At 63.4% G+C, this 22,321-nt stretch carries 17 protein-coding genes and 1 tRNA gene; 5 read left to right on the top strand and 13 right to left on the bottom strand.

What is annotated here, in order from left to right; genetic code table 11:
* Positions 1-58: 58 nt before the first annotated feature.
* Positions 59-1,408 carry a glutamine synthetase family protein gene (locus tag ACYCAX_RS02135; protein ID WP_294972901.1) on the top strand — a complete coding sequence of 450 codons (1,350 nt, stop codon included), beginning with the start codon at positions 59-61 and terminating at the stop codon, positions 1,406-1,408.
* Between the two features lie 266 nt (positions 1,409-1,674).
* Entirely contained in the window at positions 1,675-1,833 is a 159-nt protein-coding gene (locus ACYCAX_RS02130; RefSeq protein ID WP_003450258.1) for a YqaE/Pmp3 family membrane protein, read from the top strand.
* Positions 1,834-1,846: 13 nt separating this feature from the next.
* Here the strand turns inward: ACYCAX_RS02130 and ACYCAX_RS02125 are convergent, their stop codons facing one another.
* The 8 genes from ACYCAX_RS02125 to rpsU form a co-directional block, all read right to left on the bottom strand.
* Entirely contained in the window at positions 1,847-2,317 is a 471-nt protein-coding gene (locus tag ACYCAX_RS02125) for a hypothetical protein (protein ID WP_460247334.1), read from the bottom strand.
* A 377-nt stretch (positions 2,318-2,694) separates the two neighbouring features.
* On the bottom strand, positions 2,695-3,117 hold the full coding sequence (locus ACYCAX_RS02120) for a hypothetical protein (RefSeq protein ID WP_015475249.1): 423 nt from the start codon (positions 3,115-3,117) through the stop codon (positions 2,695-2,697).
* Between the two features lie 291 nt (positions 3,118-3,408).
* Positions 3,409-3,485: transfer RNA gene (locus ACYCAX_RS02115), tRNA-Ile, on the bottom strand.
* A 97-nt stretch (positions 3,486-3,582) separates the two neighbouring features.
* Positions 3,583-5,268, bottom strand: coding sequence for a group II intron reverse transcriptase/maturase (gene ltrA / locus ACYCAX_RS02110; RefSeq protein ID WP_394586849.1), 1,686 nt, complete (start codon positions 5,266-5,268; stop codon positions 3,583-3,585).
* A 1,075-nt stretch (positions 5,269-6,343) separates the two neighbouring features.
* The gene (locus ACYCAX_RS02105) at positions 6,344-10,078 is read right to left on the bottom strand and encodes a bifunctional diguanylate cyclase/phosphodiesterase (RefSeq protein WP_294972873.1); all 3,735 of its coding nucleotides are present in this window, start codon (positions 10,076-10,078) and stop codon (positions 6,344-6,346) included.
* Positions 10,079-10,183: 105 nt separating this feature from the next.
* Positions 10,184-12,043 (bottom strand): RNA polymerase sigma factor RpoD, encoded by a 1,860-nt coding sequence (gene rpoD, locus ACYCAX_RS02100; protein WP_460247333.1) that lies wholly within the window; start codon positions 12,041-12,043, stop codon positions 10,184-10,186.
* Between the two features lie 79 nt (positions 12,044-12,122).
* Entirely contained in the window at positions 12,123-14,129 is a 2,007-nt protein-coding gene (dnaG, locus tag ACYCAX_RS02095) for a DNA primase (RefSeq protein WP_460247332.1), read from the bottom strand.
* A gap of 200 nt (positions 14,130-14,329) precedes the next feature.
* Complete coding sequence (gene rpsU, locus ACYCAX_RS02090; protein ID WP_003085057.1) at positions 14,330-14,545, bottom strand: 30S ribosomal protein S21; 216 nt, start codon at positions 14,543-14,545, stop codon at positions 14,330-14,332.
* A 200-nt stretch (positions 14,546-14,745) separates the two neighbouring features.
* Here rpsU and tsaD point away from each other — a divergent pair, with 200 nt between their 5' ends.
* Positions 14,746-15,771 (top strand): tRNA (adenosine(37)-N6)-threonylcarbamoyltransferase complex transferase subunit TsaD, encoded by a 1,026-nt coding sequence (gene tsaD, locus ACYCAX_RS02085; RefSeq protein WP_294975713.1) that lies wholly within the window; start codon positions 14,746-14,748, stop codon positions 15,769-15,771.
* A gap of 94 nt (positions 15,772-15,865) precedes the next feature.
* Here tsaD and plsY read toward each other — a convergent pair whose 3' ends face one another.
* Positions 15,866-16,435, bottom strand: a complete 570-nt coding sequence (plsY, locus tag ACYCAX_RS02080) for a glycerol-3-phosphate 1-O-acyltransferase PlsY (RefSeq protein ID WP_460247331.1) — start codon at positions 16,433-16,435, stop codon at positions 15,866-15,868.
* 80 nt (positions 16,436-16,515) lie between these two features.
* On the opposite strand from plsY, the gene folB reads away from it, so the two are divergent.
* Both folB and folK read left to right on the top strand, forming a co-directional pair.
* On the top strand, positions 16,516-16,869 hold the full coding sequence (gene folB, locus ACYCAX_RS02075) for a dihydroneopterin aldolase (RefSeq protein WP_015475255.1): 354 nt from the start codon (positions 16,516-16,518) through the stop codon (positions 16,867-16,869).
* A complete protein-coding gene (gene folK, locus ACYCAX_RS02070) occupies positions 16,860-17,396 on the top strand; it encodes a 2-amino-4-hydroxy-6-hydroxymethyldihydropteridine diphosphokinase (RefSeq protein WP_460247330.1) in 537 nt (178 codons plus the stop codon). The genes folB and folK overlap by 10 nt, the downstream gene beginning before the upstream one ends.
* Positions 17,397-17,503: 107 nt before the next feature.
* Here folK and ACYCAX_RS02065 read toward each other — a convergent pair whose 3' ends face one another.
* From ACYCAX_RS02065 to ACYCAX_RS02050, 4 genes are all read right to left on the bottom strand, one after another.
* Positions 17,504-18,733, bottom strand: a complete 1,230-nt coding sequence (locus tag ACYCAX_RS02065) for a multifunctional CCA addition/repair protein (protein ID WP_460247329.1) — start codon at positions 18,731-18,733, stop codon at positions 17,504-17,506.
* 165 nt (positions 18,734-18,898) lie between these two features.
* Complete coding sequence (locus ACYCAX_RS02060) at positions 18,899-19,408, bottom strand: DUF4136 domain-containing protein (protein ID WP_294975698.1); 510 nt, start codon at positions 19,406-19,408, stop codon at positions 18,899-18,901.
* Between the two features lie 59 nt (positions 19,409-19,467).
* Positions 19,468-21,021 carry a SpoVR family protein gene (locus ACYCAX_RS02055; RefSeq protein ID WP_015475259.1) on the bottom strand — a complete coding sequence of 518 codons (1,554 nt, stop codon included), beginning with the start codon at positions 21,019-21,021 and terminating at the stop codon, positions 19,468-19,470.
* Positions 21,018-22,289: a YeaH/YhbH family protein gene (locus ACYCAX_RS02050; protein ID WP_015475260.1), complete on the bottom strand. Its 1,272-nt coding sequence runs from the start codon at positions 22,287-22,289 to the stop codon at positions 21,018-21,020. Before ACYCAX_RS02050 ends, ACYCAX_RS02055 begins: the two co-directional genes overlap by 4 nt.
* Positions 22,290-22,321: the final 32 nt, after the last annotated feature.

Here is a 22,321-nt window from a genome sequence, read left to right as displayed (position 1 = left end):
CGCGGGTTGGCTTGGGAAAACGATCCGGCGCCGCCCGCACAGAAAAGGCCCCTGCACCATGAACCGCCCGACCTATCCCGACCTGCTCAGTGAAGTCCGTGCCTTCCGCCAGCAATACCCGGACATCCGCTACGTCGACCTGATCTGCCTGGACATCCCCGGCCACTTCTACGGCAAGCGCTACCCCGTCGACATGCTGGAAAAAGTCGCCGCCGGCAGCCCGCTGAAACTGCCGCAGAACTGCGTGCTGCTGGGCGCGCAGGGCGGCTTGCACCCCATCGGCGACTACTGCTTCAACGACGGCGACCCGGATGCGCCACGCCGCCTGATCCCCGGTTCGCTCAAGCCGGTGCGCTGGGAAAACCAGCCGCTGGGGCAGATGCTGATCAGCTCCGACGGTACCCACGCGCCCATCGAGTTCGAACCGCGCGAAGTGCTCGCCCGCGTCATGCAGCGCCTGGAATCCAAGGGCATCCGCCCGGTGGTGGCCTTCGAGCTGGAGTTCTACCTGTTCGACAAGAAGCTCGACGCCGGCCTGCCGCAGTACCCGCGCGACCCGCTGTGCGACGACGAGGATGACCAGCCGAACATGCACATCGAGCGCCTGTCGCGCTTCTCCGATGTGCTCCATGAGATCGTCGAAGCCTCCCGCGAGCAGGGCGTGGACGCCAACGTCATCACCGCCGAGATCGGTCCGGGCCAGTTCGAGATCAACTTCGCCCACTGCGACGACGGCCTGCACGCCGCCGACCAGGCCGCGCTGTTCACCCGCGCCACCCGTGGCGTGGCACTCAAGCACGGCTACCGCGCCAGCTTCATGAGCAAGCCCTACCTGCATGCGCCGGGCAGCGGCATGCACGTGCACGTCAGCCTCTACGACCGTGCCGGCAACAACCTGCTCGAGCGCGACAACCAGCAGGCCCTGCGCCACGCCGTGGCCGGTTGCCTGGAGCTGCTGCCGCACTGCATGCCGATCTTCGCCGCCAACCACAACGCCTACCGCCGCTACGGCTCCCGTGTGAACGCCGCGAGCAAGGCCAGTTGGGGTTTCGAGGACCGCGATGCGTGCATTCGCATTCCCGAGTCCGATGGCAGGAACCTGCGTATCGAACACCGTCTCGCCGGCGCCGACGCGAACCCGTATCTCGTGCTGGCAGCGATCCTCACCGGCATGGAACATGGTCTGGAAGCCCGCCAGGAGCCGATCCCGCCGCTGAACGAAGACCGCGACAGCGGCATCGACTTCCCCCGCGACATGCTCGGCGCCGTCGCCGAGATGGAAGACCACCCGGTGGTCAAGGAAGGCCTGGGCAGCGAGTTCGTCTTTGTCTATTGCGAGAACAAGCGCCACGACCACCTGGACTTCATGAACGAAGTCAGCGCGCGGGAGTACCGCTGGTTCCTGTAACGCCTGATGCAACCTGTAGGAGCGAGCTTGCTCGCGAACAACCCCCACCGCGGGGTTGGGTTCGCGAGCAAGCGCGCTCCTGCGAAAAGCGGAAGCTACCGGCGAGCGCGTTATCAAGCGGCGCACCGATCAGACCCTTTCCCTCCGGGAGAGGAAGACCCTGGCGCGGACCCGACCTGCCCGACGTCAGCGTCAGATTCTCTGAACCCGCTTCGCTCGCCAACGGTCCATTCCATGCAACAGGCAATCTCACAAGGAGCCACCGCATGGACCTCATCCGCATCCTCATCGCCATCCTTCTGCCGCCGCTGGGCGTGTTCCTCCAGGTCGGTTTCGCCGGCGCGTTCTGGCTCAATATCCTGCTGACGCTGCTCGGCTACATCCCCGGCATCGTCCACGCCGTGTACATCATCGCCAAGCGCTGAGGTTTCCTGATGCTCAGGCCGTTTCGGTCAGAGCAATACGCTCGCCATCATCGAACCCGTCGTGTACCGCGAGCGTCAGTGCGACAGGCCAGCTCCAGCCGCCAGCTTTCCACCAGCATTCGGCGAGCCAGGATTTGAGGGTGTTGGCCATCAGCGTGACGCCGCCGAAATCGCCTTCGAAGTACGCCAGGTCGAACTCGGGGATGCTCTGCAGGCCCAACTGCAGGTCCATCGCCTTGCCGGCAAACAGGGTGGGGTCCGAGGCATCCACCCTGTTGTTCTCGCCGCTGAGGTAGAGCCAGGCTTCCGGTACATCGAGACCGTCCTCGCCCAGGAACAGCTGGACCTCCCCCGTGAGTGGTTCATCGGGCAGGGCGCGTGCGAGCAGGGTACGGAGCTTGTCGATTGTCGCCGGTGTCGTGCGCTGCAGGTGGCGACGGTAGCGCTGGCAGAACTGATCGGGACTCAGGCCGTAAGGGATCATGTCTCGAGCTCACGGTGCTGGCGCGAATGGGTAACCCGTCGCGCCGGATGAGGGAAAGGGACATTCTTGGCGAGCCTTGGCCGGGTTCCAGGCTGCCGTCGGCGGGATGTGACCCGGCACATCGCTCGTATCCCTCCAGCCGATGCGGGGTTCGCTCTTACACCCAGATCGGTAACTGGGCGTGTACATGCGTCATCACAGATGCGCTTGAACACACCCGTCTCAGCCGGGGCGCTACTTCTGGAAGCGAGGATCGCGCCGCACTTTAAAGCTATTGCACGCGGGGCACATCAATACCAGTCGAGTACTTCGCTGGAAGACATGCTGGCACTTGCTGCATACAAAAAAATACGGCGGACCATCGTGAAAGGCCGGGCTCATCTCTTTTTTGACAGCGTGAGCAAGAAGCCGCCCCCAGCAGACTGAGATGGGCCATCCTGATCGTTCGGCTTGTTCGTGACGCTCCCCTTGGCACCGATCTTCGCGTCGTAGTCGTTGTACATCGTCAAAAAGGCCAAACCCAAAAGCGTAAGTCCACCGATAGCGGCTATCGCTACCGAGGCGCCTGCGGCCGACAGGCCTGCAACGGCAGCACCAGAGACCCAGCCGACAGGATTCCAACTGTTCGCCACCACCACACCCGCGCCAGCGAGCATGGCCAGTGCAACCGGCTTTTTCACTTTTTTGGCGATATCGACCTTCCTCGCCAAATCAGGGTCGGTGATTGTGATTTCTTTCACCCCGGCATCGAGCGCTGCCTTGAGTTCCGAAACAGTAGACACTGAGCGATGGCTAGACATGATTCCTTCTCCGTCGTGTTGCCATATTTTCATTGAGCAGGCCTGTCATCAAATCAGGCACAGAACGCTGATGTATATCACATTGCCACTGCTGATGGGCGAACGAGAGGCCAGGTCAAACGGACCGGTGTCGTTGAGCGCCAGTGCGGTGTTTACGGGGCCTGGGGGGGCTGGGCGAGCGGGTGATGAGGGGGAGCTGGGTCCCGGAGAGAAGTAGCTGCCAATTTGGCCGCTGGAAAGAAAAATGGGCTAGATCATCCGTCGCCGGATGCTCTAACCCATTGATATTGGTGGTGGGCCCACACGGACTCGAACCGTGGACCAAAGGATTATGAGTCCTCTGCTCTAACCGACTGAGCTATAGGCCCCCAGAGTCGGGTGGGAGCCAGCCATTGCTGGCTGACTCCCCCCTAAGAACCGTACGTGCACCTTTCAGCGCTTACGGCTCAAGCCTACCCAAACCCCCTAAGGGGGCGGTTTGTTCACAGACAGGCCACGTGCGTGGAGCTGCTGGTGACAGGCGGGGTGCAAGAGTACCCGATTCTCCAGGGAGTCTCCACCGCCGTGGGAGCGGTAGATAATGTGGTGGTCGTGCCACCCCGTTTCCCTAGATATCGGTTGCTTGCACAGTGCGCACAATCCACTTTGGCTGGCGAATAGACTGGCGATCTGCTTCCGATACTTCAGCTTGTTCAGCATCCGTCCCATCCGCAGTTTTTCGCCGGCCGCCTCCATGAGCGGGTCGTAGGGGTTGTAATCCCCACTCACCTTCTTGTGACGTTCAATCGGTGTACCCGCGAGCGAGTACAGCTCAACCTCCCGCTTTGTCCCGTTCGGTTCCAGAACCGTGGTAGCGAACATCCAGTTTCGGTCTCCTTTGGAGCGGAAATATTTCTTCCGGATCCATTCCAGTGACTTATTTGGGTGCCGCCTTTTCGCCCAACGCCAGAGTTTCAGGAATACTCTGTTGTCCATCTGACTGTATGCCGCTTTGGCTACAACGGGCTGATGGTAGAGGGCCCATCCCCGCAGGATCGGATTCAGCAGTCGGATCAAGCCCTCTTGCCTAATCGTCTTGTGGGTATCGACCACCTCTCTGACCTTGCCGTATAACGCCTTGACGTTCTTCTTGCTCGGCTTGATCAGCAGCGTTCCGTCGTACTTCCGGAAGTTCCATCCAAGGAAGTCGAAGCCTTCGTCGATGTGGACGATGCGGGTTTTCTTGGGAGAAAGCCGCAGCCCGCGTACCGCCAGGAACTGCTCTACCCAGGGTTTGATCTCGTTTTCCAGTACCTCCGAGGAGGCTCCAGTGATGACGAAATCATCCGCGTAACGCACCACGTTGATTTTCAGCTTCTTCGCCCTCGTCCTCCCCAGGTGTTGCTTGAGGAGTGATTCCAGCCCATCCAGCGCAAGATTTGCCAAGGTTGGGGAGATGATCCCTCCTTGCGGCGTACCTGCGTCCGTTGCGTGCAACTGCCCTCGATGTACAACACCGGCCTTTAACCATTGCCGAAGTATTCGTGTATCCGTGGGGACGTTCCTTATCAGCCAGTCGTGGTTGATGTTGTCAAAGAACCCTTCGATGTCCGCGTCTAAAACCCAGCGAGCTGACACTTTCGCTGATAGACATACGAACAACTGCGCCATCGCATCCGCTGTGGAGCGTTCTATCCGGAAGCCGTAGCTGTTCGGATCGCCCTGGGTTTCTGCGACGGGAGACAGTGCCAGCAGATACAGTGCCTGCATGGCTCTATCCGTCATGGTCGGGATACCCAGAGGGCGTTCCCGGCCATCCGACTTCGGAATAAAGACTCGCCGTAGAGGCCGCGCCTTGTATCCCCGCGTCTTCAACTGACCAACCGCTTCCCATTTCGCGTTGGGTGTATCCCAGAGTTGCTTATCGACTCCCGTCGTGCGGCTCCCCTGATTTTCCGTGACTCTCCGTACGGCCAAGTATCTGGCCGACTTCGAGCGGGTCAGCATCCGTTGCAAGGCTTTCACCCTGCGCCATTTGCCTTCCCGACAAGCCTTCGCAATCCGCACCTGCATTCCCCGGACGTTCCGCTGGACACGACTCCAATCGACGTCGTGCCATTGTTGTGGAGCGCCGGAAAGCGCAGGCCCGGCCTGTTGGCTGAGCTCTTTCATGCTGCTTTCCTCTCAAGTGAACTACCCGAGCGGAAGGTGCACGCCGCCCCTGACGGGGTGAGTGCACCCGCCAGGGTAGGTTTGTTAAGGGCCGATGGAAGCTGACCCTGGGTTCATTGAGACGGTCTCTGTCAGAGCTGTTGCGACGGAAGACCACGCAGAAGTCTGCCCGGTTTCCCGTGGGGTGATGTTTCAACCCCTATCCGGATCATTACAACCCGGCATTCGCTTTCTCTGCGATCCCATACCCGCACCGCCAACAGTTCGCCTTGCGGCTCCCCTGCCCGGAGGGCGGCGATACGGGCTTACCACGTTCCCTATCTGTCACACGACTGGGTTAGGACCCGCCTTTTCACCGGAAGCCTTGGTGGCGACGTATCTCCACTGCCTACAGAGATAGCCGGCTTCGTACCTTTTGGTTCAAGCCTAACAGCAGCTTTGGCTTGTCAATCCTTACGGTGTTTATCAGCGGTTCACATGTGTTGCCCATACCAGCCAGCCTGGCGCCTCAACCCGGTACTGCTCCGAGTATCTGCAGTCTGCCTCGCGGAAGGACTGCACCCTGGATAGGGGGCTACGTTGTCGGACGAGCTTCGCACACCACCGTTGCCAGTGATGCACGTCGTCGTAGGCTACCGTTGGTCGCACAACGAGTCCGCTACCGCACCCTGATGGGTGTGGTTGGACAATGACAGACAGAGCTTTCGCTCATGTCTCCTGTGAAGGGAGGGACCGGGACGATCTACTGATCGCTGGCCTCCAATTTGTAACCTCCTGTTTCAGAATCGCGCAGGAGGTGCCCCAGCGGGGACAGTCTCCCGCATGGGTGGGTATTTAGGATGCTTTCCAAGATCGGTGTTCTGATCCTGCGACCGTGCTGCCGAAAGCTAGACGGTCTTGGGTTTTTAACGCCACCGCCGCTGCGGTAAGTCCTTGAAGGCGTTGGACTTCTGGGCGGGTTTTGGTTCCCAGGGATGGATACCTGAGTATTCGATTTCCTTGGGGAAATCCTCCAAGCTGACCCTACAGCTTGGAGCTAGGAGACACGCACACGCGTGTCGCACAGGCCGGCGGATTATACCGATGCGTTTTCCGTAGCGCCAACCGGGTTGAGCGGAGTGAGGAATCGGTTGGCAAATGCGTCGGCTGGCAGCGGTGGGCTGAGGGCGTAGCCCTGGATCTGGTCGCAGCCTTCGGCTTCGAGGAAGTGCTCCTGGGCCTGGTGTTCCACGCCTTCGGCGATCACGGTGAGGTTCATGCTGCGGCCCAGGGCGATGATGGCGCGGGCGATGGCGGCGTCGTGTGGGTCGTCGGGCAGGCCGTGGACGAAGGATTGGTCGATCTTCAGGGTGTCCAGCGGCAGTTGTTTGAGGTAGCTGAGGGATGAGTAGCCGGTGCCGAAGTCGTCGATGGCCAACTGTACGCCGAGGTTCTTCAGGCTGTGCAGGATGGATAGGGCTTCCTCGGTCTGGTGCATGAGGAAGCTTTCGGTGATCTCCAGTTGCAGGCGCGACGCCTGCAGGTGGTATCGGGCGAGCAGGTCGCGGATGCGTTCGACGAGGTGGGGCTGGCGCAGTTGTGCGCCGGCGAGGTTGACCGAGAGCGGGCCGAAGGCGGCGTGGCTGTCCTGCCAGCGGCTCATCTGGCGGCAGGCTTCGCGCAGCACCCAGTCGCCCAGTGGCAGGATCAGGCCATTTTCCTCGGCCAGGGGGATGAAGCGGTCCGGAGAAATCGCACCGAATTGTGGATGTTTCCAGCGGATCAGGGCTTCGGCTCCGACCAGTTGGCCGCTGCCCAGGGCCAGCTTGGGTTGGTAGTACAGCTGTAGCTGGTCGCTTTCGAGGGCACGGCGCAGTTCGTGTTCCAGGGCCATGCGTTCGGTGGCCTGGAAGGTGAGTTCGCGGGTGTAGAACTCGACGCGGTTGCGGCCCTGGGCTTTGGCGCGGTACATGGCGGCGTCGGCGTTCTTTACCAGGGTGGCGACATCGTTGCCGTCGACGGGATAGAGGCAGATGCCGATGCTGGCGCTGACGAAAAATTCCTGTTCGCCGGCGATGAACGCCGTTTCGAAGCAATGCAACAGCTTTTTCGCGACATGCTCGGCGTCTACCGCCCGATGCAGGCCGGGCAGCAGGATGATGAATTCATCGCCGCCCTGACGGGCCACGGTGTCGATGTCACGTAGTTGGTCGCGCAGGCGTTGGGCGATGGATTGAAGCAGCAGGTCGCCGACCGGATGGCCGAGGCTGTCGTTGATGTGCTTGAAGCGGTCGAGGTCGAGGAAGAGTACGGCGCCCTGGTGATGGTCTTCCTGGGCTTCCTTGAGTGCCGTGGTCAGACGGTTTTCGAAGAGCAGACGGTTGGGCAGGCCGGTGAGTGGGTCGTGGTGGGCCTGGTAGTCGAGCTTCGCCTGGGCGTACTTGAGGGTGGAGATGTCGGCGAACACGCCGACGTAGTGCGACAGTTCGCCGTCGGTGTTGCGCACGGCGCTGATGGTCAGCCACTCCGGGTACAGCTCATGGTTCTTGCGACGGTTCCAGATTTCTCCCTGCCAGTGGCCTTCGGCGTTGAGCTGGTGCCAGAGGGCGATGAAGAAGCTGCTGTCGTGCTGGCCGGAGGCAAGCAGGCGCGGCGAGTGGCCAAGCGTTTCCTGTTCGCTGTAGCCGGTGATTTCGCTGAAGGCGCGGTTGACGGCGATGATGCGTTGGCTGGCGTCGGTGATCATCACGCCTTCGGCGGTGCTTTCGAACACGGTGGCGGCCAGTTGCAACTTTTCCTGCATCTGCTGGCGTTCGGTGATGTCGCGGGCGATGGTCAGCAGGCAGTCGTCGCTGCCGATGGTGATGCGGTGGGCGGAGAGCTCGCACAGGCGCAGGCCGCCGTCACGGGTGCGGATCTGCACGGTGAAGTCCTGCACGCCGGATACCTGGTCGACGGCCCTGAGCAGCCGCTCGCGGTCGCTGGGATTGGCCCAGAGCCCGAGGCTGAGGGTGGAGCGCTGGTCGACGTCGTCCCGGGCGTAGCCGGTGATGCGGGTGAAGCCGTCATTGACCTCCACCAGGCGTCCGTCGCTGATGCGGGTGATGAGCATGCCGTCGGGTGAGGCGTGGAAGGCTTTGGCGAATTTTTCCTCGGAGACGCGCAACTGCTGCTGGGTTTGCTTGACCTGGGTGATGTTGCGCACGACCACGACCAGCGCGGGGGTGTCGTCGAGGACAATGTGCTGGGCCGAGAGCAGGCCGGTGAAACGGCTGCCGTCCCGACGATTGAGAGGGATTTCGATGTTGTCGAGGTTCTGCCCCTGCAGGCGGGCGAGTATCGCCGGGCCCATGCCGGGTTCGCCCCAGATGCCCAGTTCGGTGGAGGTCTTGCCGAGCGCCTCGCTGGCCGGTACGCCGATCTGCTGCTCGAAGGTGCTGTTCACCGCCAGCAGTCGGCCGTCGGCGCGCTGGGCGAGAACGATGATGTCCGGGCAGTGGTGGAACACCGAGGCAAACTTCTGCTCGGACAGGCGCAGCGCCTGTTCGGTCTGCTTGGCCTCGGTGATGTCGATCATCAGGCCGCGCAGGATCAGGTCGTCGCCATGCTGGATCAGGGTGACGATGTCGCGAATCCAGACCACCCGGCCATCGGCGGCGAGCATGCGGTAATCGAAGCTGTGGTTGCGCCCCGCCTGGCTCTCGCTCATGCAGTAGGCGACGGCGTGGTCGGCGTCGTCCGGGTAGAGGGTGCGCTGCCAGAAGCCGGGTTCCAGCCAGTCCTTGATCGGGTAGCCGAGTAGCCGCTGGGCGTGGGGGGAGACGTAGGTGAAGCGGTTTTCCGTCAGGCGCATTTCCCAGGCGATGGCTGCCAGGCTCTCGACCAGGCCGCGATAGTGCTGTTCGCTGTCGCGCAGGGCCTGTTCGAGCTTTTCCCGCCGCTGCATTTCCCCGCGCAGGCGGCGGTTCATGGTGACCAGTACCAGGACGGTGAAGGCGATCAGCAGGAGGATGGGGACGGCGATGCCGAGCATTTCGCGCCAGACCGGCCGCTTGTCGAGCAGGCCGCCGACCCAGGGCTCCTGCAGGGCTTCCACGTCTTCGGGTTTGAGCTCGGCGACTACCTTGTCGATGATGTCGGCGAGGATGGCCTGGTCCTTCGGAACGGCCATTGCCAGTTGGTAGCGATAGGGCGTCTCACCGCTGATCTGCACGCCTTCGAGCTTGAGCTGGCGCAGGGTCCAGACGCTGGAGGCGAGGTCGCCGACGAAGGCGTCGACCTGACCGGTGGCCAAGGCCTGGAGACCGGCGGCGATGCTGGGGAGCGGCTGCAGGTTGAGGTCTGGATGGTTGGCGACCAGCAGTTCATAGGGCGCGTAATGGACGACCACGCCGACCTTCAGGCCGTATAGGTCCTTGAGGGTGCGCGGCGCCGGCCCGTCCTTGCGCCCGAGGATAATGATCGGGAAGTCCAGGTAGGGGCGGGTGAACGTCAGGTATTCCAGGCGCTCCGGCGTCGCCATGATGCCGGGGAGGATGTTGATCCGCCCGTCGCGGGCCTGCTGCAGGACTTCACCCCAGGTGGCGGGCTCCACCGGTTCCAGCTGGACGTTCAGACGTTGGCTGATGAGGTTGACGTAGCTGGCGGACAGGCCCTGGTAGTGGCCGTCGCTGTCGCGAAATTCGAAGGGCGGCCAGGAGGTATCGACGCCCAGGCGCAGGCTCGGATGCGCTTGCAGCCAGTGCTGTTCTTCAGGCGATAAATCCAGGGCGAGCGCCTGTCCTGCCCAGAATGCGAGACACCACAGCAGAACTGCCAGCAGGCGCGGCATGAAGGGCCTCATTCCAGGGGGGGATTATGCCGAAGTGTAGACGTGGCACTTTGCCCAGTGGAAGGCCCCAAAGAAAAACCCCCGGCTCGGGCCGGGGGTTTTTCATCACTCGTCGAGGAAGGAGCGCAGGTGCTCGCTTCGCGACGGGTGGCGCAGCTTGCGCAGCGCCTTGGCTTCGATCTGGCGGATACGCTCACGGGTTACATCGAACTGCTTGCCGACCTCCTCGAGGGTGTGGTCGGTATTCATGTCGATGCCGAAGCGCATGCGCAGGACCTTGGCTTCGCGAGCGGTGAGACCGGCGAGGACTTCGCGGGTGGCTTCCTTGAGGCTCTCGCTGGTCGCCACTTCGATCGGCGACTGCATGGTGGAGTCCTCGATGAAGTCGCCCAGATGCGAATCTTCGTCGTCCCCGATCGGCGTCTCCATCGAGATCGGTTCCTTGGCGATCTTCAGGACCTTGCGGATCTTGTCTTCCGGCATGTCCATGCGTTCGCCCAGCTCTTCCGGGGTCGGTTCGCGGCCCATCTCCTGCAGCATCTGGCGGGAGATGCGGTTGAGCTTGTTGATCGTCTCGATCATGTGCACCGGAATACGGATGGTGCGCGCCTGGTCGGCGATCGAGCGGGTGATCGCCTGGCGGATCCACCAGGTGGCGTAGGTCGAGAACTTGTAGCCGCGACGGTATTCGAACTTGTCCACCGCCTTCATCAGGCCAATGTTGCCTTCCTGGATCAGGTCGAGGAACTGCAGGCCACGGTTGGTGTACTTCTTGGCGATGGAGATCACCAGACGCAGGTTCGCCTCGACCATTTCCTTCTTGGCGCGGCGAGCTTTCGCCTCGCCGATGGACATGGCGCGGTTGACGTCCTTGATCTCGGAGACGGTCAGCTGCGAGCTGGTTTCCAGGTCGGCCAGCTTCTGCTGGTTGCGCTGGATGTCGTCCTTCAGGCGTTCGATGGCCTCGGCGTACTTGGGCTTGCCCTTGAGCACGCTGTCGACCCAGGCGGTGTCGGTTTCGTGGCCGGGGAACTGGCGCAGGAAGTCGGCACGCGGCATGCGCGCGTCACGCACGCACAGTTGCATGATGGCGCGTTCCTGGCGACGAACGCTGTCCAGCGCATCGCGGACCTTGGCGACCAGGGCGTCGAACTGCTTGGGCACCAGCTTGATCGGCATGAACAGTTCGGCCAGGGCGAGCAGTTCCTCGCTGGCCTGTTTGCTGCTGCGACCATGCTTCTTCAGGGCCTTCTTGGCCTTGTCCAACTGCTCGGAGACGGCGCCGAAACGACGGGCGGCTTCTTCCGGGTCCGGACCGCCATCGCCCTCGTCATCGCTGTCGGAGCTTTCGCCGTCGCTTTCCTCGTCTTCTTCCTCGTCCTTGGCCTTGGCCTCGGTGCTGTCGTCCTTCAGGCCGACGGGCTCGACTTCCTCGGCCGGCAGGCTGCCGTCATCGGGGTCGATGTAGCCGCTCAGGATGTCGGACAGGCGGCCGCCTTCGGAGGTCACGCGGCTGTATTCCTCGAGGATGCCGTCCACCGTGCCCGGGAACTGGGCGATGGCGCTCATCACTTCGCGGATGCCTTCCTCGATGCGCTTGGCGATTTCGATCTCGCCTTCGCGGGTCAGCAGTTCCACGGTACCCATTTCGCGCATGTACATGCGCACCGGGTCGGTGGTGCGGCCGACGTCGCTCTCTACCGCGGCCAGGGCGGCGGCGGCTTCTTCGGCGGCGGCTTCATCGGTATCGGTTTCCGCCAGCAACAGGGCATCCGCATCCGGGGCTGTCTCGAATACGTTGATCCCCATGTCGTTGATCATGCGGATGATGTCTTCTACCTGTTCCGGATCAGAGATATCCTCCGGCAGGTGGTCGTTGACCTCTGCGTAAGTCAGGTAGCCCTGCTCACGACCACGGCTGATCAACTCTTTGAGACGAGATTGCTGTTGCGCTTTTCCGGACATAACACCCTATCCACTGAAGGTCTTGGCGGGCTGAAATTAAGCCGAGGATTATACCAGATTCGAGGCTTCAGGCGCCAGTTCAGCTCTGGGGGCCTGGTGACGGGGAGGAGCTGATGTGCTCTCGCAGCAAGGCTTTCTCTTCGTCGGTCAGTTCACTGGGGCTCTTCTGCAGAACGCTACGCAGGCGTGCTTCGCGGCTGCCGTGCAGTTGGTTGTGTGCAAGTGTAGTAATGGTGTCGATGAACTGCTTTTCAAGATTGTCCTGACCGATCAGCCATTCCTTTTCCGCAAGGACCTGCAACAGGCGTCCTTGTGGGGTTCCGTGCCAGCGCGCGATCAAGTGCATCGAGCGCTGGCTGGGGTTCTTCTGTAGCGCTTCGACCAGCGCAGCCAGCAGTTGCGAGTAGGTCTGGCCTTCGTTGGCGAAATGGCTGGCATCCTCGACCTTCTGCGCCAATTGCGGATGGTGCAGCAGGGTTCGCAGTGCGGTGAGGGTCGGTGATTCGACGCTGATCTCGGTGCGCGGCTGGCGCGGGGCGAAGTCGCGTTTCCGGCCGTTGCCATCCCACTTGCGCTCGCCTTTCCAGGATTTCCTGCCCTGTTTGGCGCCGCCGTTGCCGGCGGAAAAGTCCTTCGGTGCCTCGAAATAGCTCGAAGCGTCCTGGTAGTGGCTGTCGCCGTGGTCGGCGAACTGGCCCATGTCGTAGTCGGCGTACTCGTGGGCGTGTCCCGCTTCGTGTGTCTGTGCAGGGGCATGGCTGGACTGCCCGTGGCCGGAGCGCGGCGCGCTGATCTGGTTGAGCGCGTCGCTCGACAGGCCGGTGATCTCGCCCAGGCGCTGGCGCATCAGCAGGCGCAGGGTGTTGCCGGGAATCTTCTCCAGCAGCGGCCCGGCCAGGGTCGCCAGGTGCGCCTTGCCTTCCAGCGTGCTGGGGTCGGCTTCCTGGGCCAGTTGCTGGAAGAAATAGTCCGCCAGCGGTTGTGCCTGGTGGGCGAGACGGGCGCGGAAGGCGTCCGGGCCTTCGGCGCGCACCAGGCTGTCCGGGTCTTCGCCTTCGGGCAGGAACAGGAAACGCACCTTGCGTCCGTCCTGCAGGTTCGTCAGCGCCGACTCCAGCGCGCGCCAGGCGGCGTTGCGGCCGGCCTGGTCGCCGTCGAAACAGAAGAGGATGTTCGGCACGATGCGGAACAGGCGCTTGATGTGTTCTTCGCTGGTGGCCGTGCCCAGGGTCGCCACCGCGTTGCGGATGCCCTGTTGCGCCAGGGCGATGACGTCCATGTAGCCTTCGACCACCATGATCTCGTCGAGATTCCGGGTGTTCTTCCGTGCCTCGTACAGGCCGTAGAGCTCCTGCCCTTTATGGAAGACCGGGGTTTCCGGCGAGTTCAGGTATTTCGGCTTGTCGTCGCCCAGCACCCGGCCGCCGAAGGCGATCACCCGGCCGCGGCTGTCGCGGATGGGGAAGATCACCCGGTCGCGGAAGCGGTCGTAGCGCTTGCCGCTGTCGGGGTTTTCCACCAGCAGGCCGGCGTCGAGCATGGCCTTGAGCTGCAGGTTGTCGCCGCCGAGGTTCTTCAGCAGGTTGTCCCAGCCTGGCGGGGCGAAGCCCAGGCCGAAGTCGCGGGCGATCTCGCCGGTGAGGCCGCGGCCCTTGAGGTACTCCACCGCGGCCTTGCGCGCCGGGTGGCTCTTGAGTGCCTGGCGGTAGAACTCGGCGGCGCCGGCCAGTAGTGGGTAGAGCGGCGAATCGACCGGCTGGCGGGGTTTGTTGCCGCGCCGGCCTTCCTCGCGGGGCACGTCCATTCCGGCGCGCTTGGCCAGGTCCTCGACCGCCTGGACGAAGTCCAGCTGGTCGTGGTCCATGATGAAGCCGAGCGCGTTGCCGCCGGCGCCGCAGCCGAAGCAGTAGTAGAACTGCTTGTCCGGGCTGACGGTGAAGGAGGGGGTCTTTTCCTTGTGGAACGGGCAGCAGGCGCTGTAGTTCTTGCCGGTCTTCTTCAGCTGGATGCGCGAACTCACCACATCGAGAATGTCGGTGCGGTTGAGCAGGTCATCGATGAAGGATTGTGGAATCAGGCCGGCCATAGACTCATCGGGACGCAGGTTGGACCCAAGCATAGCGCGGGGCGGTGAGGCCGCGGGCGAGGCTTGAGGCTAAGCATGGGGCTTGAAAAGCAAAAACTCCGAAGTCCGCGAATGCGAATCGGAGTGGGGTGCCTTGTTTCAGGCACTCGCCCGGCGAGTGGGCCGGGCGATGCGGAAAGCGTGCGACGTAGCGCTGTAACTCAGTACAGGCGCTCGCGGCGGCGCTGTTCGCGCTGCACTTTCTTGGCGTGACGCTTGACGGCGGCAGCGGCCTTGCGCTTACGCTCGGCGGTCGGCTTTTCGTAGAATTCGCGGCTACGGACTTCGGCCAGTACGCCTGCTTTTTCGCAGGAGCGCTTGAAACGACGCAGAGCTACGTCGAAGGGTTCGTTCTCTTTAACTTTGACGGCGGGCATCCAGGTCGTACCTTCAATGATTACCGGAGGATTTATCGCGCTCCTGACGGTTGTTCGGAGTCGGCGGTTTTCAAGGGTTGCGGATATTAAACGTTCGGAAGGAGGAATGCAAAGCCTCCGATCGAAAAGCACTGGTCCGAAGCCCAGCCGGCGATTATGATGCGCGGCTTCAATTTTGCCCAGAGTAAAGGCTCAAACCCATGCTAGTGCTGGGGTTGGAAACCTCCTGCGACGAGACCGGCGTCGCCCTGTACGACAGCGAAAAAGGCCTGCTGGCCGACGCGCTGTTCAGCCAGATCGACCTGCACCGCGTATACGGCGGCGTGGTTCCCGAGCTGGCCTCCCGTGATCACGTCAAGCGCATGCTGCCGCTGATTCGCCAGGTGCTGGCCGACTCCGGCCGCACCGCCGAAGACATCGATGCCATCGCCTACACCGCCGGCCCCGGTCTGGTGGGCGCACTGCTGGTCGGTGCTTCCTGCGCCCAGGCCATGGCGTTCGCCTGGGGAGTACCGGCCGTCGGCGTGCACCATATGGAAGGCCATCTGCTGGCGCCGATGCTCGAAGAGCAGCCGCCGAAGTTCCCGTTCGTCGCTTTGCTGGTGTCCGGCGGCCACACCCAACTGGTGCGGGTGGACGGCATCGGCCAGTACCAGGTGCTCGGCGAGTCGGTGGACGACGCGGCCGGCGAAGCCTTCGACAAGACCGCCAAACTGCTCGGCCTGGCCTATCCCGGTGGTCCGGAGATCGCACGTCTGGCCGAGAGCGGCAGAGCTGGTCGCTTCGTCTTCCCGCGCCCGATGACCGACCGTCCGGGCCTGGATTTCAGCTTCAGCGGCCTCAAGACTTTCGCCCTGAACACCTGGCAGCGCTGCGTGGCCGACGGCGACGACAGCGAGCAGACCCGCTGCGACATCGCCCTGGCGTTCCAGACGGCGGTGGTCGAGACCCTGACCATCAAGTGCAAGCGCGCGCTCAAGCAGACTCACCTGAAGAGCCTGGTGATCGCCGGTGGCGTCAGCGCCAACCAGGCCTTGCGCCAGCATCTGGAAAAGATGCTCGGCGAGATGAAGGGCCAGGTGTTCTATGCCCGCCCGCGCTTCTGTACCGATAACGGCGCGATGATCGCCTATGCTGGCTGCCAGCGGCTGCTGGCCGGGCAGCAGGACGGCCCGTCGATCGGCGTCCAGGCGCGTTGGCCAATGGAGTCGCTGCCGGCGATCTGAATAATGAAGCTGCAAACGACGCGGCGCATGCTCTGAGCGGCATGGGCCGTTTTTTCGCTTGCAGCGCGTTACGCGGGCCGGGAAGCTCGCGGCTTTAGAAGTGACGTTCGCGTCCGGCGATCAGGTCGCGCAGGTTGCGGCGGTGGCGCCAGACGATCAGGCCGGTGAGCACGGTCATCGGCAGCAATGCCGAAGGTTCCTGCCAGGCCAGCAGCGGCAGGGTCAGCGGCGTGGCCACCAGGGATGCGAGCGAACTGGTGCGCGACAGCTTGAAGGTGATCAGCCAGGCGATGGCGGCGAGCAGCGCGGCCGGCGGATACAGCGCCAGCAGCATGCCGGCGGCGGTGGCGACGCCCTTGCCGCCACGGAAGTTGAAGTACAACGGGTAGAGGTGACCGATCACCGCTGCCAGCCCGACCCAGGCCTGCTCCACGTCGGACAGGCCGATCAGGCGGGCGATGAGCACGGGCAGCAGCCCCTTGGCGAGGTCGCCGAGCAGGGTGAGGAGGGCGATCTTCCTGCCGGCCAGGCGCAGCATGTTGGTGGCGCCGGGGTTGCCCGAGCCGCTGGCGCGTGGGTCGGCGGTGCCGAACAGGCGACTGAGAAGTACCGCGAAGGACAGTGATCCGAGCAGGTAGGCGAGGATCGCCAAGAACCAGAACATGGTTTCCACCGGAGACGAGGTCGTTTCCGATTCTAACGGGGCGCCGGCCGCTTGTCGTGTCGCCTTGGAGCATGCAGTCAGTGGACAGAGTTTTCATCGAGGGGCTGGAAGTGGACACCGTGATCGGCGTCTACGACTGGGAACGGGGTATCCGGCAGTGCCTGCGCCTGGACCTGACGCTGGGTTGGGACAACCGCCCGGCGGCGGCCGACGACGACATCGCCAAGGCCCTGGACTACGCCGTGCTCTCCGAACGGGTCATGGCCTTCGCCCGTGACGCGCATTTCCAGCTGGTGGAAACCTTTGCCGAGCGCCTGGCCGAGCTGCTGATGGCGGAGTTCGGCATCCAGTGGCTGCGCCTGAAAGTCACCAAGCCCGGCGCCGTTGCGGCCGCCATTGGCGTGGGTGTGGAGATCGAACGCGGATGCCGCTGACCACGGTCTACCTGGGGCTGGGTAGCAACTTCGAGCGTGAGCGCCATCTGCTCGCCGGGCTCGAGGCGCTGGACGGTTTCCTCGAGGATATCCACTGTTCACCGGTGTTCGAGAGCGAGCCGGTGGGCATCCGCAGCGGCCCCTTCTACAACTTCGTGATCGTCGCGCGCACCGGCCTGCCGCTGGCGGAGCTGAGCCTGCGCCTCAAGCACATCGAGGCGGACAACGGCCGTTATGCGCCGGAGCGCAAGGGCCTGCCGCTGGATATCGATGTGTTGCTGTATGGCGATCTGCATGGCGAGTTCGACGGCCTGACGCTGCCGCGCGCGGAGGTATTGAAGAATGCTTTCGTGCTCTGGCCGCTGTCCCTGCTGGCTCCGGAGCTGAAGCATCCGGGGGTGCAGCGCTCGTTTGCCGAGCTGTGGGCCGAGGCGCGGATCGAGCAGAAGCTCTGGCCGGTGCCGTTCCAGTGGCGCGGCGTGGAGCTGACGCCTGCGGCGCTGATCGAGGCGCATCCGGCGGCGTAGGACTCTTTTCGTAGGAGCGAGCTTGCTCGCGAACCGGCCCAACGATGGGGTGGCCGGTGACCATCGTTCGCGAGCAAGCTCGCTCCTACAGGGTTATCCCGTCGCCTTCAGCCTGCGTAGTTTTCCTTGTAGGCCTTGAGTGCCGTCAGGCGCTCGCGCTTGAGCGCTTCGCCCAGTTCCGCGCCCTTGTATCCCTTCTCCAGCAAGGGCTGCACGGCGACCGCCCGGGCGGCTTGCGCCGTGCCGCGCAGGTAGTCCGCCTGCGGGTACTCGCGCTCTTCCAGTCCGTGGCGGCCGCGGGCGTCCATTTCGCTGGCGGCGATGAACTCCTCGAAGCGTTGCGGGCGGCGGTAAATGTCGAAGGCCTGCAGCAGTTCCAGGATGGTATTCGGCCGTAGCTCCAGTGCGCGGTGGCAGTGGGTGTGGTATTCGCCGACCAGCCGCGCCAGCTCCTGGCAGTCGCGCGGGACCTTGAAACGGGTATTGATCGCGTCGATCAGCGGCAGACCGAGGTGTTCGTGGGCATGGTGTCTGGGCCAGTCTTTCTCGCGGGTTTCGCCCTTGCCGACGTCATGGACCAGGCAGGCCCAGCGCACGCTCAGCGGCTGTTGGTGTTTGGCGCACTCGCGCAGCACAGCCAGCACGTGTTCGCCGGTATCGACCTCGGGATGGTGTTGCGGTGGCTGCGGCACGCCGAACAGGGCATCGACTTCCGGCATCAGCACGGCCAGGGCGCCACAGTCGCGCAGGACCTGGATGAAGACGTCGGGGCGTGGTTCCATCAGGGCACGGGAGATTTCCTTCCAGCTGCGCTCGGCCGTCAGCGCTTCCAGCTCACCGGATTCGGACAGTTCACGCATCAACGCCAGGGTTTCCGGCGCCACGGCAAAGCCCAGCGGTGCGTAGCGGGCGGCGAAGCGGGCGACCCGCAGTACGCGCAGCGGGTCTTCGGCGAAGGCCGGGGAGACGTGGCGCAGCAGCCGGGCATCGAGGTCCTTCTGACCGCCATAGGGATCGACGACGCTGCCCTGCGGGTCCTCGGCCATCGCGTTGATGGTCAGGTCGCGGCGGATCAGGTCCTCTTCCAGGGTGACGTCGGGGCTGGCGTAGAAGGTGAAACCGCCATAGCCGCGCCCGCTTTTGCGCTCGGTGCGGGCGAGGGCGTATTCCTCGCCGGTCCTGGGGTGGAGGAACACCGGGAAGTCGGCGCCCACCGGGCGGTAGCCCTGGGCGAGCATTTCATCGGCGCTGGCGCCGACCACCACCCAGTCGGTGTCGTTGACGGGGATGCCGAGCAGGCGATCGCGCACGGCGCCGCCTACCTTGTAGATCTGCATGAAGCTGTCTCCTGTTCTGGGGGATAGCTTCGGGGTTTGGGGCGAAGGGGGCAAGCGCGTCGCTGCGGCGGTTCGCGAGCCACAGGTGCGGCGGGGTTTTCGTCGTCCGCGATCTGCCTGGCGGCGGGGCTTATGGCGGACGGAGTCCACTCCTACGGGCATGGGTTATCGCGTGGCGGCGGGGACCTGTTTCAGCAGGGCATCGATGGCCTCCTGCAACAGCGTGGTGCTGGCGTGCGCCGGGCTCAGGCCGGTGCTGACGGTGCCTTCCCAGAGCGTCTGTTCCTGCACGTTGGTCAGACGCAGGCGCAGGGTGCCGGTTTCGTCGCGCAAACGGTGGATGGCGAGGTAGGGGCCGAGTGGGTCGGGTGGCGGGACGTCGACCTTGAATTCCAGCGGCGCGTCCTGCAATGCCAGCCAGTAGTAGACGCGGATCTGCGGCGTGGCGCTTTCCCGGTAGCCGCGCTCGATCAGGCCCTGCCGCACCTGGGCGTTGATCAGCGGGTAGCGGCTGCGGTAGGGCAAGGCATCGACGGCGTTTTCCGGCGGCATCAGCTGGAAGTCATGCAGCGCGGGCAGCCGCGCGTCGGCCGGATGGGAGACGTGGGCCCGCGGCACCTGGTTGGTGCAGGTTGCGACGGCGAGGCAGAGCAGCAGGATGACGAACAGACGCATGGCGATCTCCACGGGGAGTCTCGCCATGCTGGAAGCGGCCCGATGCACCGGTCAACCGATCAAATGGGTGGGATGATCAGGTCGAGCCGCGGGTAGCCCTCCTCGTTGTCGCGTTCACCCTTTGGGGGCATGTGGAAGGTGTTGACCAGGTTGTCGCCCTGCAGGGTTTCCAGGTGGATGTCGAACCCCCACAGGCGGTGCAGGTGCTTGAGCACGTCGTCGGTGGAGTCGCCCAGCGGTTTGCGGTCGTGCTGCTGATGACGCAGGGTCAGCGAGCGGTCGCCACGGCGGTCGACATCCCAGATCTGGATGTTCGGCTCGCGGTTGCCGAGGTTGTACTGCGCCGCCAGGGTTTCGCGGATCTTGCGGTAGCCATCGTCGTCGTGGATGGCGTCGACCAGCAGGTCGTCCTTCTGGTCATCGTCGAGGATACTGAACAGCTTGAACTCGCGGATCACCTTGGGTGAGAGGAATTGCAGGACGAAACTCTCGTCCTTGAAGCTCTTCATGGCGAATTTCAGGGTGGCCAGCCAGTCGCTGCCGGCGATGTCCGGGAACCAGCGTTTGTCTTCCTCGGTAGGCTCCTCGCAGATGCGGCGGATGTCGCGGTACATGGCGAAGCCCAGGGCGTAGGGGTTGATGCCGCTGTAGTAGGGGCTGTCGAAGCCGGGCTGGTAGACCACGCTGGTGTGGTACTGGAGGAACTCCATCATGAAGCCGTCGCTGACCAGCCCCTCGTCGTAGAGGTCGTTGATCAGGGTGTAGTGCCAGAAGGTCGCCCAGCCTTCGTTCATCACCTGGGTCTGGCGCTGCGGGTAGAAGTACTGCGCGACCTTGCGCACGATGCGTACCACTTCGCGTTGCCAGGGTTCGAGCAGCGGCGCGTTCTTTTCGATGAAGTAGAGGATGTTTTCCTGCGGCTCGCTGGGGTAGCGGGCCAGGCCCTGTTCCTTGTCCTTGCCGGCGGCCTTGGGAATGGTCCGCCAGAGGTCGTTGACCTGGCGCTGGATCTGCTCCTCGCGCTCCTTCTGGCGCTGCTTCTCTTCCTCGGCGGAGATCGGGTAGGGCCGCTTGTAGCGGTCCACGCCGTAGTTCATCAGGGCGTGGCAGGAGTCCAGCAGGTCTTCCACTGCGTCGATGCCGTAACGTTCCTCGCACTTGTTGATGTAGGACTTGGCGAACACCAGGTAGTCGATGATCGAGGTGGCGTCGGTCCAGGTGCGGAACAGGTAGTTGCCCTTGAAGAAACTGTTGTGTCCGTAGCAGGCATGGGCGATCACCAGCGCCTGCATGCACTGGGTATTCTCTTCCATCAGGTAGGCGATGCACGGGTCGGAATTGATCACGATCTCGTAGGCGAGGCCCATCTGGCCGCGCTTGTAGTTCTTTTCCGTGCTGAGGAAGTGCTTGCCATAGGACCAGTGGTTGTAACCGATGGGCATGCCGACGGAGGCGTAGGCGTCCATCATCTGCTCGGCGGTGATCACCTCGATCTGATTGGGGTAGGTGTCCAGCGCGTAGCGCTCGGCGAGCCGACTGATCTCGCGGTCGTACTGCTGGATCAGCTCGAAGGTCCACTCCGAGCCGGTGGCGATCGGCTGGCGCTTGCTCATGCGACGAGCCTCCTCTGGAACAGCTCGCGGAACACCGGGTAGATGTCCGAGGCGGAGACGATCTGCTGCTGGGCGAAGCTGTCTTCGAAGCTCTCGCGGATCTTCTCGTACTCGAACCACAGCGCCTGGTGCTCGCGCGGGGTGATCTCGACGTAGGTGTAGTACTGCACGAACGGCATGATCTGTTTCATCAGGATATCGCGGCAGACCGGAGAATCATCGTTCCAGTTATCGCCATCCGAGGCCTGGGCGGCGTAGATGTTCCACTCATTGGTGGGATAGCGCTCGGCCATCACTTCCTGCATCAGCTTGAGCGCGCTGGAGACGATGGTGCCGCCGGTCTCGCGGGAGTAGAAGAACTCTTCCTCATCCACTTCGCGGGCGCTGGTGTGGTGGCGGATGAACACCACTTCGATCTTCTCGTAGTTCCGCTTGAGGAACAGGTACAGGAGGATGAAGAAGCGCTTGGCGATGTCCTTGGTGGCCTGGGTCATGGAGCCGGAGACGTCCATCAGGCAGAACATCACGGCCTTGGAAGTCGGGTTGGGCTGCTTGATCAGCAGGTTGTACTTGAGGTCGAAGGTGTCGAGGAACGGCACCCGGTCGATGCGCGCGCGCATCCTGGCGATTTCCAGTTCCAGCGCCTGGATGTCGCCGAGGTTGTCCGGCTCCTCGCGCTTCAGGCGGTCCAGTTCGGCCAGCGCCGCGCGCAGCTTGCTGCGGGTCGAGCCGGACAGGGCGATGCGCCGTGCGTGGGCCGAACGCAGGGTGCGCACGATGTTGATGCGCGAGGGATTGCCCTCGTTGCTGATGCCGGCGCGTACGGTCTTGAAGGTGTCGCTGCCGGTGAGGTGGCGCTTGACCAGGTTGGGCAGCTCCAGATCCTCGAACATGAAGTCGAGGAACTCCTCCTGGGTGATCTGGAAGACGAAGTCGTCCATCCCCTCGCCCTGGTTGCTGGCCTTGCCGCCGCCGCGTCCACCGCCGCCGCCCTGGGGGCGCGGAATGTGTTCGCCGGAGGTGAACTCCTTGTTGCCGGGATGGACGATCGTCTGCCGCCCGCCCCGGCCATGATGCAGTATCGGCTCGTCGATATCGCGGCCAGGAATACTGATCTGCTCGCCATGTTCCATATCGGTGATGGAACGACGGCTGACCGCCTCTTCCACCGCCTTCTTGATGTGCTCACGGTAACGCCGCAGGAAGCGCTGGCGGTTCACCGTGCTCTTGTTCTTGCCGTTCAGACGCCGGTCGATGACGTAGCTCATGAATGCTCCTCAGGGTCTGATGCGCAGCGGCG

Source organism: Pseudomonas sp. MT3 (assembly GCF_054720805.1).
Note: the sequence above shows the minus strand (reverse complement) of the source record. Positions and strands in the feature narration are given on the sequence as shown.

Bases quoted from the DNA above. Each gene is read 5' to 3' on its own strand.
- ACYCAX_RS02055 (WP_015475259.1), bottom strand. From the start codon at position 21,021: ATGAGCAAGCGCCAGCCGATCGCCACCGGCTCGGAGTGGACCTTCGAG.
- ltrA (WP_394586849.1), bottom strand. From the start codon at position 5,268: ATGAAAGAGCTCAGCCAACAGGCCGGGCCTGCGCTTTCCGGCGCTCCA.
- ACYCAX_RS02060 (WP_294975698.1), bottom strand. From the start codon at position 19,408: ATGCGTCTGTTCGTCATCCTGCTGCTCTGCCTCGCCGTCGCAACCTGC.
- ACYCAX_RS02130 (WP_003450258.1), top strand. From the start codon at position 1,675: ATGGACCTCATCCGCATCCTCATCGCCATCCTTCTGCCGCCGCTGGGC.
- ACYCAX_RS02050 (WP_015475260.1), bottom strand. From the start codon at position 22,289: ATGAGCTACGTCATCGACCGGCGTCTGAACGGCAAGAACAAGAGCACG.
- rpoD (WP_460247333.1), bottom strand. From the start codon at position 12,043: ATGTCCGGAAAAGCGCAACAGCAATCTCGTCTCAAAGAGTTGATCAGC.
- rpsU (WP_003085057.1), bottom strand. From the start codon at position 14,545: ATGCCCGCCGTCAAAGTTAAAGAGAACGAACCCTTCGACGTAGCTCTG.
- ACYCAX_RS02125 (WP_460247334.1), bottom strand. From the start codon at position 2,317: ATGATCCCTTACGGCCTGAGTCCCGATCAGTTCTGCCAGCGCTACCGT.
- dnaG (WP_460247332.1), bottom strand. From the start codon at position 14,129: ATGGCCGGCCTGATTCCACAATCCTTCATCGATGACCTGCTCAACCGC.
- ACYCAX_RS02120 (WP_015475249.1), bottom strand. From the start codon at position 3,117: ATGTCTAGCCATCGCTCAGTGTCTACTGTTTCGGAACTCAAGGCAGCG.
- folK (WP_460247330.1), top strand. From the start codon at position 16,860: ATGCCGCTGACCACGGTCTACCTGGGGCTGGGTAGCAACTTCGAGCGT.
- tsaD (WP_294975713.1), top strand. From the start codon at position 14,746: ATGCTAGTGCTGGGGTTGGAAACCTCCTGCGACGAGACCGGCGTCGCC.
- ACYCAX_RS02105 (WP_294972873.1), bottom strand. From the start codon at position 10,078: ATGCCGCGCCTGCTGGCAGTTCTGCTGTGGTGTCTCGCATTCTGGGCA.
- ACYCAX_RS02065 (WP_460247329.1), bottom strand. From the start codon at position 18,733: ATGCAGATCTACAAGGTAGGCGGCGCCGTGCGCGATCGCCTGCTCGGC.
- ACYCAX_RS02135 (WP_294972901.1), top strand. From the start codon at position 59: ATGAACCGCCCGACCTATCCCGACCTGCTCAGTGAAGTCCGTGCCTTC.
- plsY (WP_460247331.1), bottom strand. From the start codon at position 16,435: ATGTTCTGGTTCTTGGCGATCCTCGCCTACCTGCTCGGATCACTGTCC.